This window comes from Okibacterium sp. HSC-33S16, assembly GCF_024171565.1.
Classification (GTDB): domain Bacteria; phylum Actinomycetota; class Actinomycetes; order Actinomycetales; family Microbacteriaceae; genus Mycetocola_A.
The window spans coordinates 73,857-87,380 of the sequence record NZ_JALJZZ010000002.1; the positions used below are offsets into that span (position 1 = coordinate 73,857).

Consider the following 13,524-nt stretch of genomic DNA (forward strand, 5'->3'; position numbering starts at 1 on the left):
CGTGAGACCCACGAATAGGGGTGAGGCAGGATGGTCCTCCGGCGAAGACGCGCAGATATGCTCAAAGGGCGTTATGGCAAGGGGTGGGGGATGCATTGAAGCATGAGGTTTGGGTACCTGGCGCACAGCTTATGGATTCCATGCGGGCGGTCGGTTATTCGCTTCGCACCGCGCTCGCCGACATCGTGGACAATTCACTTGCGGCCCGCGCGCGGGCAATCGAAATACTTTTCGAGTCTGGGCCTACGCCTTACATAGCGGTTCTGGACGACGGCGAAGGAATGGACGCCCGTGCAGCGCGCGAGGCCATGCAGTTGGCCGGGAGAAGCTCCTTGTCGGATCGTGACTCCAGCGACTTGGGCAGGTTCGGCCTTGGCCTAAAGACCGCGTCTCTCTCGCAATGTCGGCAACTCACGGTAGTTTCGAAACAGAGCTCGACTCTTGTTGGTCTCGAGTGGGACTTGGACCATATAGCTCAAGCTAACGAGTGGAGCCTAAATGTTCTCGACCTCGATGAAATCGAGGTGGTTCCAGGCTTCGCAAGGTTGGCGGAGCAGGAATCTGGCACGCTGGTCGTTTGGCGACGGCTTGACCGGCTGCTGGAAGCAGGCGGCGATTCCGCCGATCATCTTGACGCCGCAATGGTGGATGCGCGTGATCATTTGTCCCTTGTGTTTCATCGATTCCTTTCAGGAGATGATGCCCCGCGCGTGGCACTGTCTGTCAACGAAGTATCGATTGACCCCGTGGATCCGTTTCTAACAAAGTCAAGGCGCACGCAGGCTTCGCGCAAAGAGGACATCGCGTATCAAGGCGCGGCTATTGAGGTTCGAGCCTTCACGTTGCCCTTCATCAACAAGATGACCCGCAGGGAACGTGAACTGGCTGCAGTTGCGGGCGCGCTCAGGGACTCGCAGGGCTTTTACATCTATCGTGGCGCGCGTCTGGTGATTTGGGGCACATGGTTCCGGCTGATGCCCAAGAGCGAATCGGGTAAATTGACCAGGGTTCGCGTCGACATACCAAACTCACTCGACCACCTTTGGAGTTTGGACATCAAGAAGTCATCGGCCGTACCGCCGGCTGCGGTGCGTGCCCGCTTGCGGGAGCTCGCTACCACTATGGCCGAGCCGGGCCGAAAAGCGATTTCGTTCCGCGGTCGAAAAGCGGCTGAAGAGGATGCAGTCATTCGCCCTTGGGAGCTCGTTCTGGACCGCGACAGCTTTCGCTACGGGATAAATCGAAACCACCCGATGCTGGGCGGCTTCGTGGACGGACTGGAGCCATATCAGGTTGCGCAGTTCGACGCAGTCCTGCGAGTGCTGGAAGGAACATTTCCGGTTCAGGATCTCCACAACCGCATGTCCAACGATCAGGTCTCGAGTCAGGCAACCGAAGACTTGGCGGAGCTGCGGGCCGCGCTGCAAAGTATGTGGGCATCCACGGCGGTGCGCCGCGAGACGGTTGAAGGATTTGTTGAACGCATGGTTGGGCACGAGCCATTTGACCTGCTCCGGGGCGAGCAGCAATCGCTAATTTCGGCCCTACAAGAACAAGAAGCAGAAAGGGCGACCGCTCGATGAATGACGTGCAGCAGAAGCAATACCTGAAGTTGAAGAACATGCTCATGGCGGCTGCAGCAATCGACGTTCCGTCGGAGCATGAGCTGCGAACTCTTATCAGCGAGTTGCGAGGGCTCGGCCCGGACCTAACCGACGAGCACTTGGACATCGTTTTTGACGAAGTGTCGAAGGTATCCAACGTCATTATGGACATGGGCGTGATGATCGAAGCCGGGGACAGGAAGCCGTGGTTGGCCGACCGCAAAGACAAGATCGAGTGGCGACTCTGGGACGCTTACCGCAGGTGGATGACAAACACCGGTCGCTCACCCCGAGTGATTGATGTACTGGATCAGACGTTAGACACGATTCTCGATCACATGGGTGATCCCATGGACAAGACTCCGTGGGCTCGGCGTGGACTTGTTATCGGCGACGTCCAATCTGGGAAGACGGGCACTTACATTGGGTTGATCAACAAGGCCGCAGATGCGGGATATCGTTACGTTATTCTCCTGACCGGCAACACGGAATCACTCCGCCAACAGACGCAATCGCGTGTGGATCAAGGTGTTATTGGACGTGACTCTTTGTCTCTGTCGCGAGCGGACGCCGGACAGCCGAACAAGTCGCGCCATGTTGGAATTGGACGGTACCTAGAGTCAACATCGTCGGCTATGAGTCTCACCACGATGACCATGGATTTTCGGAAGACGAGTATCGAGGCGGTTGACTTCAATCCTGGCCCGGACAATATCGTCGTATTTGTTACCAAAAAAAATAAGCTCATCCTCAAGAGGATTGCTGATTGGCTGGAGCAGCAGGGCAATGCCGAGAAGCGGGTGAATCAACCCCTCCTCCTCATTGACGACGAATCGGACTACGCCTCGATTGACACTACGGACGAGGACGAAGATCCAACGGCGATCAACGCGGCCATACGCCGTCTTCTCTCAATATTTGACCGTAGTTCGTACGTCGGCTTCACCGCCACACCGTTCGCCAACATTTTCATCAGCGACGAAGTTGAGGATGACCTGTTTCCACGTGACTTTATTTTCGGACTCGAAGCCCCTTCGAATTACATCGGCGCCGGAACGATTTTCAACGAACAGCCAGAAGGAGGTGCAGACCCGATTCGCGTCATCGACGACGCCGAAGACGCGTTCCCGTTAAGCCACAAGAGCCAGCACGCGGTTTTCGAGCTCCCAGAATCGCTCATCGGTGCCGTGCGCACTTTCATCGTCGCCAACACTATTCGCGATTTGCGTGGAGACGCGCCCCATCCTCGCTCCATGCTCATCAATGTCTCACGTTTCAACTCTGTTCAAGCGCAGGTCCAAGAGTTGGTTGCTGAATTGCTGGCGGCATACAAAAACGCAATTTCGCTGCACGCAAAGACCTTCGCGAAAGGCAAGCCCAATGACAGGCTGGCTGAGTTGCAGGACGCTTTCGACGACGAATTCAGCGATCTGCCATTCACTTGGGATGAAGTGTTGGAGAAGTTGCCGGCATCCTCCAGCGGAATTCAGACATTGCTAATGAATTCCAAAACAGAACAGCAGATCGAGCAGGATGAGCTGAGCAGCGAAGCGCCGCCTCGTCTGATCGCCGTGGGTGGAGACATGCTTAGCCGGGGGCTCACCCTGGACGGTTTGATGGTGAGCTACTTCTATCGACGAACGGCTGCAGCAGACACATTGATGCAGATGGGCAGATGGTTTGGATATCGAGACGGTTACGAGGACCTCTGCCGGATCTGGATAAACAATGAAATGCAGGCGGCCTTTGGTTACGCCGCTCGAACCCTCGACGAGTTGCGCACAGAGCTTGTGCGCATGCGCAATCAGAAGCTCACGCCCGAGCAATACGGACTGGCGGTTCGAAACCACCCCGATGCATTGCTAATCACTGCTCGAAACAAGATGAGAAGCGCAAAGGTGGGAAGCAAGAGCATTTCGTTGCGGGGGCATTCCATCGAGTCATACAAGCTCTCAAGCGAAAATCAAGACCTCACTGAGAACTACACTGCCTTCGTTGACCTCGTCGAGGAGCTTGGAAGGCCGGACTCCGGCTCGCGGACCAACCGTCCTGTGTGGACCGGCGTGGACAAGAAGCGGATTGCCAAGTTCATGCAGACGTTTCGTGCACATCCGTCCTCGCAGCTTTTTCAGGAAGGTGCACTATCTCGATTCATCCGGAATGCTTCGGCAGACGATCTCCAGCGGTGGGACGTGGTCGTCGTTGGAGGGCAGGGTTCCTCATTAAGCGTCGGCGAAGTTTCGTTCGCACAACCGATCCGGGGGCTTTCGGCGGGGGACGATGGATCATGGCTCGTATCGAAACGGAATCAGCGGGTGGCCGGCGCCGGGGACGTAGCTACCACACTAGGCCGCGACCGAGCTAAGCGGATCGCGAATGCCTATCTCAGTGAGGCAGTGAATAAGAAGGGTGTGCCCGATACGGCCTATGTCGCAGAGCTCGAGCGACCGTTATTGCTGGTTTACCCGATCGAACCGAAGGGCCTTCATCTTGCTGCTCCGGCAATCGCAGTAAATATTTCCATCCCTGGCGCACGTAACGACGACTCGGGTTCGTCGGATGAGGATCAAGTGACGTACCTGCTGAATAGGGTTGCTCAGCGCCTCTGGTTCCCCGAGCTATTGGCGGGCGACGATGTTTGAGAGTTTGGTTCAGACATGGGAAGAGATGCTTAGGACCGGCGAGCACGGGCAGCGGCTGATCGATCACCATCCCTTGCGGCTCTACTTCGGTTCTGACGCCGGTTCTCGACCGCTCTTTTTCCTCATCACAGCTTCCAAACCGCAGATCCCGGAAATGTCCTCAGCGGTCACTGTGGACCGCGGCGAGCGGCATGACGGCAGTTGGACCATTGTCCTAACACTTCAGGACAAGCTTCTCGCACCTGCGTTCATCGGGATGTGTCTCGAAATGGTCCGAAGGTCCGCGAACGTGACTGATGAAAGTCTCGCTTTGAGTCAGTTCTTTTCCGCGCTCAATCAGCTGCGCTCCTTGCTCGATTTGAAGCCCAAGCACCGATTATCGCTGGAGCAGCTGCGAGGTTTGGCGGCGGAAGTGTGGTTCGCGACCCACGTTTTGTTTGACTCCAGTGCTCCGTCTGACGTGCTGGTCGCATGGCAGGGCCCTTACGGCGCACCCCAGGACTTCCGTCTTGCGAGCGGCCAGATGTTTGAGGTGAAGGCCCTCCACGCGGGTGCGCGGGCATTCGATGTGTCCTCTGTAGAGCAACTGGACCCCACCACCAAAGGAACTCTTGCTCTGGCGGCGGTTGTTCTCGAGGATGCAAGTAGTGCAACCTCGGGTACCTTCACCTTGCTCACGGTTCTCGAAACGTTTAGAACCGCTCTGATCGGCGATCGGAAATCTCTAGAAGGTCTCGACCACCGACTTAGCGCCCTTGGCGTAGAAACCAATGATGACTTTTACGCCAATCACCACTTCATCGTGTCTGGAGTGCGATTTTTCGATGTGACCAATGAATTCCCTCGCCTCCTTCGCGAGGATGTCCCACTTGCGCTTGAGAATGTCACCTATCGAGTACGTCTTGCCGGTATCTCCCAATTGGAGGTGGGGCGCGATGTGGTCGGCCTCGGAAAAAGGGAAGTGAAAGCGTGAGCGAGCTGGATGTCTTCTACACGGACCTGCAGAATACAGTTCGTACAGCGGCGAGCACAGATCAGACCTACACGGCAAGTGCTTTCGTCGACGAGGTCGGTAGGCGGCTCGCGGATGCAGAAGAAGTAGACGCGCTTGCCCCCGGGCACTACGAGGGATCAGCGCCGCGGACGGCGAAGAAGCTCGCGATGGACGCCTATGACTTTGGCGACGAGGAGGGCCATGTCGTCCTAGCGCTGACAGACTATTACGCGACGGATGACGTTCAGACGCTCACGGGGTCCGCCGCGAAACGCCAATTTGGGATGCTCGAAGGATTCCTTGAAACAGCGTTAAGTGGTGGCTTCGAAGGACACCTAGAAGAGAGCTCAGATGCCTATCAGGTCGTCTCCGAGCTGAGGGAGCGGAGGAGTGCCACCTTCAAGTACCGGCTCTACCTGTTAACGAACGCAAAACTGAGCTCGACGGCGAAGGCGTTTGAGAGTACTGAGATTGATGGCGCGACGGTTGAATACCACTTGTGGGATCTCGAGCGCTTCCGAAAGGTAGAGGCATCGAGTCTCGGTCGTGAAGAGATCGATATCGATCTAACCGAGTGGGCACCAGATGGGGTTCCGTTTCTCAAAGCCGCCACTGAGTCAGCGGAGGTCGATACGTATCTCGCTGTGCTCCCAGGCGCCATGCTGGCTGGCATCTATCGAAAGTACGGGGGGCGGGTTCTCGAAGCGAATGTTCGGTCGTTTCTGAGCGTTCGTGGAAACGTGAATAAGGGGATCCGCGGGACGATACTGCAGCAACCTGAAATGTTCCTCGCTTACAACAACGGGATCTCTGCGACTGCCACTGAAGTTCGGACTAGAGAACTCGGTGGGCTGCAGACATTGACGAATTTGAAGGATCTTCAGATCGTCAACGGTGGGCAAACGACGGCTTCCCTTTTCTATGTCGACAAGGATGAGAAAGCCGCTGATCTCTCAAGCGTGTTCGTCCAAATGAAGCTGATCGTGATCGACCAGGAAGCTGCGGCCGAGGTTGTGCCGAAGGTGAGCCGATATGCGAACACTCAAAACAGAGTTAGTGAAGCGGACTTCTTTTCTAATCACCCGTTTCACGTTCGGATGGAAGAGAAGTCGCGTCGGATCCTTACACCTGCGAAAGCCGGAACTCATTTCCAGACAAAGTGGTACTACGAACGCACCCGCGGGCAATACCTCAATGAAAAGGCCAAAATCACCGCTGCTCAGGCTAAGCGGTTCGAGGCCGAGAACCCTCGAGGTCAGTTGATCACGAAGACCGACGCCGCAAAGTACCTTGTGTCGTGGAATCAGCTCCCGCATATTGTCAGTGCCGGTGCACAAAAAAACTTCCTCGCGTTCGCAAAGGACGTGGCAGAGAACTGGTCAAAGGACGACACTCGCTTCAGCGATGATTTTTACCGGACGCTTGTTGCCAAAGGCATACTTTTCAATTCGGTTCGTGCGCTTGTCCAGAAAAGCGATTGGTATTCGTCGGGGTACTTGGCGAACATCGTGACCTACACGATGGCGAAGGTTTCGAATCTTGTTCGGGGCACGAACGGAAGAAGCGATCTTGACTTCGCGCGGATCTGGTCTGAGCAGGCGGTTCCCGACGTCTTGCTTAGCGCGGTCGAACCGATTGCGCGTGGCGTTTTCAGTGTCCTGACGGCGGATGATCGTCCAGTTGTCAACGTTACTGAGTGGGCAAAGCGGGAAAAGTGTTGGGACCAGGTGCGGTCTCTGAACTTCCCGCTGACGTCAGACCTGCGCAAGTACGTTATCGACCCCGAGGCCAGCTCCGCGAACCAACGCGAGTCGAAGAAAGAGCAGCGCGTTGACAATGGGATTCAAGCCCAGATTGACGTGATGAACCTTGGACCGCGCTATTGGGTGAACCTCAGGCACTTCGGGCGAACGACCAGATCGATCACGCCGAAGGAAGCGTCAGTTCTCAATTTTGGGACCGGCGAATCCGGACGCCCGCCCAGCGAGGCGCAGGCAAAGCTGCTTATGCAACTCAGCGAGAGACTCGAATCTGAAGGGTTTGTAGGCAAGTAGCAAGCGCGACCCACGCTCAGGAAACGAAGAGTCGTGCGACCACTTGGGCGATCTGGTTAGCCAGCAGCGGTGGCACAGCATTGCCAACCTGATGGTATTGCTGAGTACGGTTCCCCATGAAGAAGTAGTTATCGGGAAATGACTGGAGGCGTGCAGCTTCCCGCACCGTGAGGCTGCGCATCTGGTCCGCGTCAGGATGAATGTAGTAGTGACCGTCCTTAGCAATGTGTGAGACGACCGTTGTTGACGGCTTATCCCAAACCTGCACACGAAACCGGTCCTCGAAGGGACGGGACTCGGACGAAGCATTCTTGTGATTTGGCTGAAGCGCCGGCGGAAAGTGACGGAGCTTTGGAGACACGGCGTCCATCTCTGCTCGTGCAGCCGCGAACCAATACCGCTTCAAATCTTCGACCATGTGTGATCGAGCCTCGTGTTGGATCACCGCTCGCACGCGTGAGTCAGTTATCCATGCGTTGTACGTGGCGTCCAAAGAAGGGGCAACAGGTGCCTCGACCGATCTTGACCCTCGGTCGAGCGCGTCCGAAGCTCGCGTGGGCCTGTCCACGTCACCAAAGGCGGAGGTCATTTCGGACCGGATGGCCTCCCAGTCAGCTGGGTTATCCAACCGTGCTGGGCTGATACCGGACCGAAGCCGGGGCATTCCGCCTATTGCGTCTCGGAGCCGCACTACTTCCCGCTTCTCGAGCTTGCCCACCCGAAGGTTGTCCGTGAAGAATCCCTTGCGGATACCCAGGAGAATCACACGGTGCCGCTTCTGCGGGACACCATATTCCTCGGCACGGATTATGTAATCGGTGGGCTTCAGCCGATCGAGATCAGCATCGACCGTGAGCGAGTGAATTTCGTACTCGAGCTCGGGCGTCGGGTGTTCAAGATCGCTTTTGATCATGTCGAACATTCGCTCACCTGAGTTAGTAGATGAGAGCAGGCCTTTCACATTCTCCATGACGAACACCGGAGGTGCGAACGTGGCGATGATGTGAAGGTACTCCCGGTAAAGAAAATGTTTCTTGTCCTTCTCGAACTCGGCATCGTTCGCACGTCTCGATCGACCTGCAAGTGAGTACGCCTGGCAAGGTGGGCCGCCAATGAGCACCCAAGGTTCAGTGAGTGCCGACACCCCGTTTTCATGAAGGGCTTCGCTGATCTTCACATCTGACTCTTCGCGGTTGACCCCCAGCTCAATCTGATGAACTTCGTTGCGGGCCTCTTTCAATGCGCGCGCGACTCGAGGGTTGGCTTCGAAGGCCTCCCATGACATTTCGCCACGAATGAATCGATAGTAGTCCTGTGGGACGCCTTCAGGCGCACGCTTCAGACGTCGAAACGCGCTACGGAGGCGGAGAGTACTGCATGCAGACGATTCCATTTCGAACGACCCGACGGTTTCAAATACGGGCGAATTTCCATCCTCGCCGAGTCGTGAAAACCCCTCATTAAGTCCGCCAGGGCCTGCAAAAAGGTCAATGACAGGGATCACTCGTGCTCACTTACTTTCGTCTGGAATTGCCTCAGCCAGGTTACCAGGTCGTCTAGTAATCTGGGCCCTCTCACTGCGGAACTAAGCCCGTGTCGCGCTCCGGACCGCTCCGGATCGATAGGAAAATTGTCTCGGATGCCGCTGACATCAGACTTTGCGGCTATGTGAACGCCCGCCGCCGCCCTGCTCGCTTCACGAGTCGCCGCACATCTGAGTCCGATGCCGAGGCTACGGCGTCCGATAGCGGCGACTGCCAGGGTGCGGCCGTAACGCCCCAATCTAGGTGGATGCTGTGGAGGGGATTCCAGCAGCGCGCTTCGGAATCTCGGGGCTCTTCTGTTTGCCCGTTCCCGTCGGAGCGGCGCTATTGGCTTTACTTGCGGACCGTCTCAAAATCTGCTGGTCGTGAATCCACACGCTCGTCGAAATCTCAGTTGCCTCGGCTCTGAGGCCATCGTATTGAGCGAGAGCCGCAGCACGGAGCGGAATCGCCGTCTCTAGAAGCTCTGAGTGGAGCCCGTCCATCGCAGAACCCGCAGCGCCCGTAGGGTGACCCAGCGGCTCGGTTCTCCTTCCTCCTCCATCTCGAAGTGAACCCTGCCCGGGTGCGTATTCTCGAGCCGCCAGCGGCCATCGGGTCCGCGCTTACTTTCGACCACGTCCAGCGCCTCCGCGAGGCGCGGGTCCGGCGCGTCGCCGGTTCGCCGAAAGCAGTCGAGCCCCCTCAGTACGTCATAGAACCACCGGGTGGGGAATGAGAAACGGGTGAAATCAGGGTCCGCGATCTGCCCTGTCGACAGGCGCCGGAACATCCGTCGTTCGAGAAGATATTCCTCTGCTCGTCTGCGTGCGGCCGTCACATCAGGGGACGGACCCTGTGATTGCTCGTGCTGAAGCAGGCCCTCGAGTACGCAGATTGTCGTGTGAAAAGACGATCGGGTCGAGCCGCGCTCAACCTCGCAGTTCCAGCCGCCATCGCTCAACTGTTCGCCGAGAAGTCGGTTCACGAGGGGTTCGACCGCTTCGCCGAAGTAGTCACCAAGCGCGACCACCATCCCATTGACGCACGGCTCGACCTCGCCGCTGAAGTAGTCCTGACCGCCGTGATCCCAGGTGACGTTGGCTCGCACTCGAGCGATGGCCTCACGAACCTGTTCGCTCACCGGGTCGACGCCGAGCTCGCGGAGTAACACCAGCGTGTGGTGCGTCGCCGTCCACGGCTGCCCAGGAGCGTCATCATCGCGGCCCTCCGCCGGGTCGTAAACCCCACCGTCCCACTGCCCATCCGCTGCCTGCGCGGCGAGGAGCCGCGCTCCCCAGCCTTCGGTTGCGACTCTTGCGCGCTCGGCCGCCACCTGGTCTGGCGAGGCGTCGAGCAGGTCGCGCAGCACCTGCCAGCGAATGCTGGGATCAGAGTCAAGCAACCACTCAGTGACGGTCATGCCACGCGAGTTTAGGACTGACCGCGGGCTGGCGGAAAGGGATGCTCGGCGAATCCTTCCCAAGCACACCCAACGATGCGAAGCTCAGAGACGTGGAAGAGGAGGAGGTCTCGGCGTGGACAAGTACGACATCAAGGTCGCCTACAAGACGTTGTACGCGCCATCCGCTCAGGATTTTGCGTTGGTCGACGTGCCGGAACTTCACTACCTCGCGATTGATGGGCACGGCGACCCCAACACGTCATCCGAGTACACGGATGCGCTCGAAGCCCTCTATCCCGTTGCCTACGCGCTCAAGTTCGAGAGCAAGAAGACGCTCGGCCGCGACTTCGTGGTCGGGCCGCTCGAAGGCCTCTGGCGCGCCGACGACATGACCGCGTTCACTCGCCGGGAGAAGTCGGCCTGGGACTGGACCATGATGATCAGCCAACCCGACTGGATTACCGCAGACATGGTCGCGCATGCAATCGATACGGTGGCGTCGAAAAAGCGGATGCCACCCGTCAACCGCCTGCGATTTCTTACGCTGGTCGAGGGCACGTCTGTGCAGATTCTTCATCGTGGCTCCTACGATGACGAAGCCCCGACCCTTGACCGTCTGCATGAGGAGTTCATGCCCGCGCACGGACTGACCTTCGCGGGCGATCACCATGAGATATACCTCAGTGACCCCCGGCGGACTGCACCCGAGAAGCTCAAAACGGTGCTCAGGCAACCGGTCCGGCCGGCGTAGGCAACCGCAGCATCCTCTGTGCGTGCCCCGTGGCATCCGCTGTTCTCAAGCCCTCGACCGCGCTGGCGGCGCATGGTTCACTACGACAGTCACCAGAAAGGACTTCGCCCATGCGCCTCATCGCCGACAACGTCTTTCAGCTCGAGAAATCGAAAGGTGCGAATGGCTATGTCGTTCGCGGTGAGGGGCGAACGGCGGTGGTCGATCCTGGGATGGCGTCTGGCTATCACGGGGTGCTCGCGGAGCTGCGCGATGCGCGTAACCGCACCGGGGTCGTCACCGATATCGTGCTGACCCACTACGACGTCGATCACGCCCAGGTGGCGAAACGATTACAGGCGACGCTTGAGGTTCCGGTGTGGATGGGCACGGCGGATGCCGCGATCCTGCGTGGCGACGTTCAGCCGCCAACACGGTTTCGCCGGCTCCTCGACCGGGTGGCGCACTCGGACTATCCGGAAAACGTGACCGAAATCACGGGAACGCTCGAGATCTTTCAGGGTTTGCTTGCCTTTCCGACGCCGGGCCACACGCCCGGACACATCGCGCTGCGCTGGCAGAGTGTGCTGCTCACCGGCGACTCGGTCAGTGTGACGAAGGACGGGGACATCAAGCAGTTCTTCGCACGGCCGGTGATCAGCGACAAGGCGATGGCGCGCACGACGGAAAAGCTCTTGCGCGAACGTATCCGGACCGACAAGATCGAGTGGATCTGCGCCGGGCACAATCCGCCGACCACGGTGGGCCAAATCTTTTCTTGACCGGATGTCGATCTGACACGACGCCGTTCGACGTCTGAGTAAGGGCGCATCCGGCGCTCGTCGAATCCGAGGAGAACTGCCATGAAGTACATGCTGATCATGCGATCAACCGATGAGGCCAAGAAGGCCTACCAGTCTCTGCCGTTCGAGCAAGTGCTCGAGGCGATGGGCAACTACAACGAGCAACTGATTAAGGCCGGAGTGCTGCTCGCCGGCGAGGGCCTCGCCGATGAGCTGACCGACGCCTTTGTCGTCGACTTCTCGAGCGACACCCCGGCGGTCACCGATGGCCCCTACGGCGAGACCCACGAGCTCTTCAACGGGTTCTGGATTCTCGAGGTCGGCTCGAAGGAAGAAGCTGTCGAGTGGGCCAGCCGCTGCCCGCTCGGTCCCGGGTCGAAGCTCGAGGTTCGCCGGGTCACGGACATGAGCGACTTCGCCGAGTACGCCGACACCCCGGCCATGCAGAAGGAAGCGGTCTGGCGGGCTGAGGGCTTCTAGCTCGCCGACCCGAGCGGAGGATCGTGATGCCCGACGTGAAGCGCACCCTCGATGCACTCTGGCGCATTGAGGGTGCGAAGATCGTCGGCACCCTGGCTCGCATGACCGGCGACCTCGGCCTGGCCGAAGACCTCGCGCACGACGCCGTTGCCGATGCCCTCGTCTCCTGGCCCGAGTCGGGCATCCCGCGCAATGGTGCGGCGTGGCTCACCGCCGTGGCCAAGCGCAAAGCGATCGACGGGTGGCGTCGGCGTGACCGGCTCGATGAGCGGTATCGCGCGATGGCACACGACCTCAACGACGTTGCGCCCGATCAGGGAATGGCGACGGATGCCTGGGAGCCTATTGATGATGACGTCCTGCGTTTGGTCTTCACCGCATGCCACCCCGTGCTCAGCCGTGAGGGGCAGATTGCGCTGACCCTGCGCATCGTCGGCGGTCTCACCACCGAGGAGATCGCTCGGATGTTTCTCGTACCCGTTGCGACGATCCAGCAACGGATCGTGCGTGCGAAGAAAACCCTCACCGAGGCGCACGTTCCCTTCGAGGTGCCGGACCCGAGCGAGTGGAAGCCCCGACTGTCCGCCGTGCTCGGTGTGGTCTACCTGATTTTCACTGAAGGTTACGCGGCCACATCGGGTGATCGCTGGCTGCGGATTGACCTCGCTCATGAAGCGTTGCGGCTCGGCCGGGTGCTCGCCGGTCTTGTGCCCCGTGAGCCCGAGGCGCATGCCCTCGTCGCGCTGATGGAGTTTCAGGCGTCCCGGTTCGCCGCCCGAGTCGACGCGGACGGATCGCCCATCCTGCTGGCCGACCAAGACCGCAGCCGCTGGGATCGCACTCAGATTGGCCGCGGTCGTGCTGCGCTGGCCCGTGCCGACGAGCAAGGCTCTGGTCGCGGCAACTATGCGTTACAGGCCGCCATCGCCGAGTGCCATGCGCTCGCGCCGAGTGTCGCCGAGACGCCGTGGGAGCGGATCGTGCTGTTGTACGAGGCGCTCGGTCGAATCGCACCGAACCCGATTGTCGAGCTCAACCGGGCCGCGGCAGTCTCGATGGCGACCGGGCCAGCATCCGCTCTTCGTATTGTGGATTCGCTCGCCGACAGTGGGGCGCTTCGCGGTTCGTATCTGCTGCCCAGTGTACGAGGTGAGCTGCTCGCCCAGCTGGGCCGCGTTGCGGAAGCCAAGTCAGAGTTCGCGACCGCTGCTGCACTGACACCGAACGAGCGGCAGCGTGATGTTCTTCTCGCGAAGGCAGCCGCGCTCTGACCACTCACGGGTTGCCGA

Annotated in this window: 10 protein-coding genes; 8 read left to right on the plus strand and 2 right to left on the minus strand. The window is 59.0% G+C overall.

All coding sequences use genetic code 11. The features are described from left to right. The first annotated feature begins 83 nt into the window (after nt 1–83). From L1277_RS05470 to L1277_RS05485, 4 genes are read left to right on the plus strand one after another with little or no spacing between them, the layout of a single operon-like run. Nucleotides 84–1,583, plus strand: a complete 1,500-nt coding sequence (locus tag L1277_RS05470; protein WP_253375356.1) for an ATP-binding protein — start codon at nt 84–86, stop codon at nt 1,581–1,583. Continuing rightward, entirely contained in the window at nt 1,580–4,246 is a 2,667-nt protein-coding gene (locus tag L1277_RS05475; protein ID WP_253375357.1) for a Z1 domain-containing protein, read from the plus strand. The genes L1277_RS05470 and L1277_RS05475 overlap by 4 nt, the downstream gene beginning before the upstream one ends. Further along, nucleotides 4,239–5,219 (plus strand): PD-(D/E)XK motif protein, encoded by a 981-nt coding sequence (locus L1277_RS05480; protein WP_253375358.1) that lies wholly within the window; start codon nt 4,239–4,241, stop codon nt 5,217–5,219. The genes L1277_RS05475 and L1277_RS05480 overlap by 8 nt, the downstream gene beginning before the upstream one ends. After that, nucleotides 5,216–7,294 (plus strand): AIPR family protein, encoded by a 2,079-nt coding sequence (locus L1277_RS05485; RefSeq protein ID WP_253375359.1) that lies wholly within the window; start codon nt 5,216–5,218, stop codon nt 7,292–7,294. The genes L1277_RS05480 and L1277_RS05485 overlap by 4 nt, the downstream gene beginning before the upstream one ends. A gap of 16 nt (nt 7,295–7,310) precedes the next feature. On the opposite strand, the gene L1277_RS05490 is transcribed toward L1277_RS05485, so the two are convergent. Together L1277_RS05490 and L1277_RS05495 are read right to left on the minus strand one after the other, a co-directional pair. Continuing rightward, nucleotides 7,311–8,798, minus strand: coding sequence for a DNA cytosine methyltransferase (locus L1277_RS05490; RefSeq protein ID WP_253375360.1), 1,488 nt, complete (start codon nt 8,796–8,798; stop codon nt 7,311–7,313). Between the two features lie 497 nt (nt 8,799–9,295). After that, nucleotides 9,296–10,240: a hypothetical protein gene (locus L1277_RS05495; RefSeq protein WP_253375361.1), complete on the minus strand. Its 945-nt coding sequence runs from the start codon at nt 10,238–10,240 to the stop codon at nt 9,296–9,298. A gap of 115 nt (nt 10,241–10,355) precedes the next feature. On the opposite strand from L1277_RS05495, the gene L1277_RS05500 reads away from it, so the two are divergent. From L1277_RS05500 to L1277_RS05515, 4 genes are all read left to right on the plus strand, one after another. Continuing rightward, nucleotides 10,356–10,973, plus strand: coding sequence for a GyrI-like domain-containing protein (locus L1277_RS05500; protein ID WP_253375362.1), 618 nt, complete (start codon nt 10,356–10,358; stop codon nt 10,971–10,973). 29 nt (nt 10,974–11,002) lie between these two features. Beyond that, entirely contained in the window at nt 11,003–11,734 is a 732-nt protein-coding gene (locus L1277_RS05505) for an MBL fold metallo-hydrolase (protein WP_253375363.1), read from the plus strand. An 81-nt stretch (nt 11,735–11,815) separates the two neighbouring features. Next, nucleotides 11,816–12,235 carry a YciI family protein gene (locus L1277_RS05510; protein ID WP_253375364.1) on the plus strand — a complete coding sequence of 140 codons (420 nt, stop codon included), beginning with the start codon at nt 11,816–11,818 and terminating at the stop codon, nt 12,233–12,235. A gap of 26 nt (nt 12,236–12,261) precedes the next feature. Further along, nucleotides 12,262–13,506, plus strand: a complete 1,245-nt coding sequence (locus L1277_RS05515) for an RNA polymerase sigma factor (RefSeq protein ID WP_253375365.1) — start codon at nt 12,262–12,264, stop codon at nt 13,504–13,506. The last annotated feature ends 18 nt before the right edge of the window (nt 13,507–13,524 follow it).

Coding starts and splice junctions, on each gene's coding strand:
- L1277_RS05475 (WP_253375357.1), top strand. CDS start 1,580: ATGAATGACGTGCAGCAGAAGCAATACCTGAAGTTGAAGAACATGCTC.
- L1277_RS05480 (WP_253375358.1), top strand. CDS start 4,239: ATGTTTGAGAGTTTGGTTCAGACATGGGAAGAGATGCTTAGGACCGGC.
- L1277_RS05495 (WP_253375361.1), bottom strand. CDS start 10,240: ATGACCGTCACTGAGTGGTTGCTTGACTCTGATCCCAGCATTCGCTGG.
- L1277_RS05510 (WP_253375364.1), top strand. CDS start 11,816: ATGAAGTACATGCTGATCATGCGATCAACCGATGAGGCCAAGAAGGCC.
- L1277_RS05515 (WP_253375365.1), top strand. CDS start 12,262: ATGCCCGACGTGAAGCGCACCCTCGATGCACTCTGGCGCATTGAGGGT.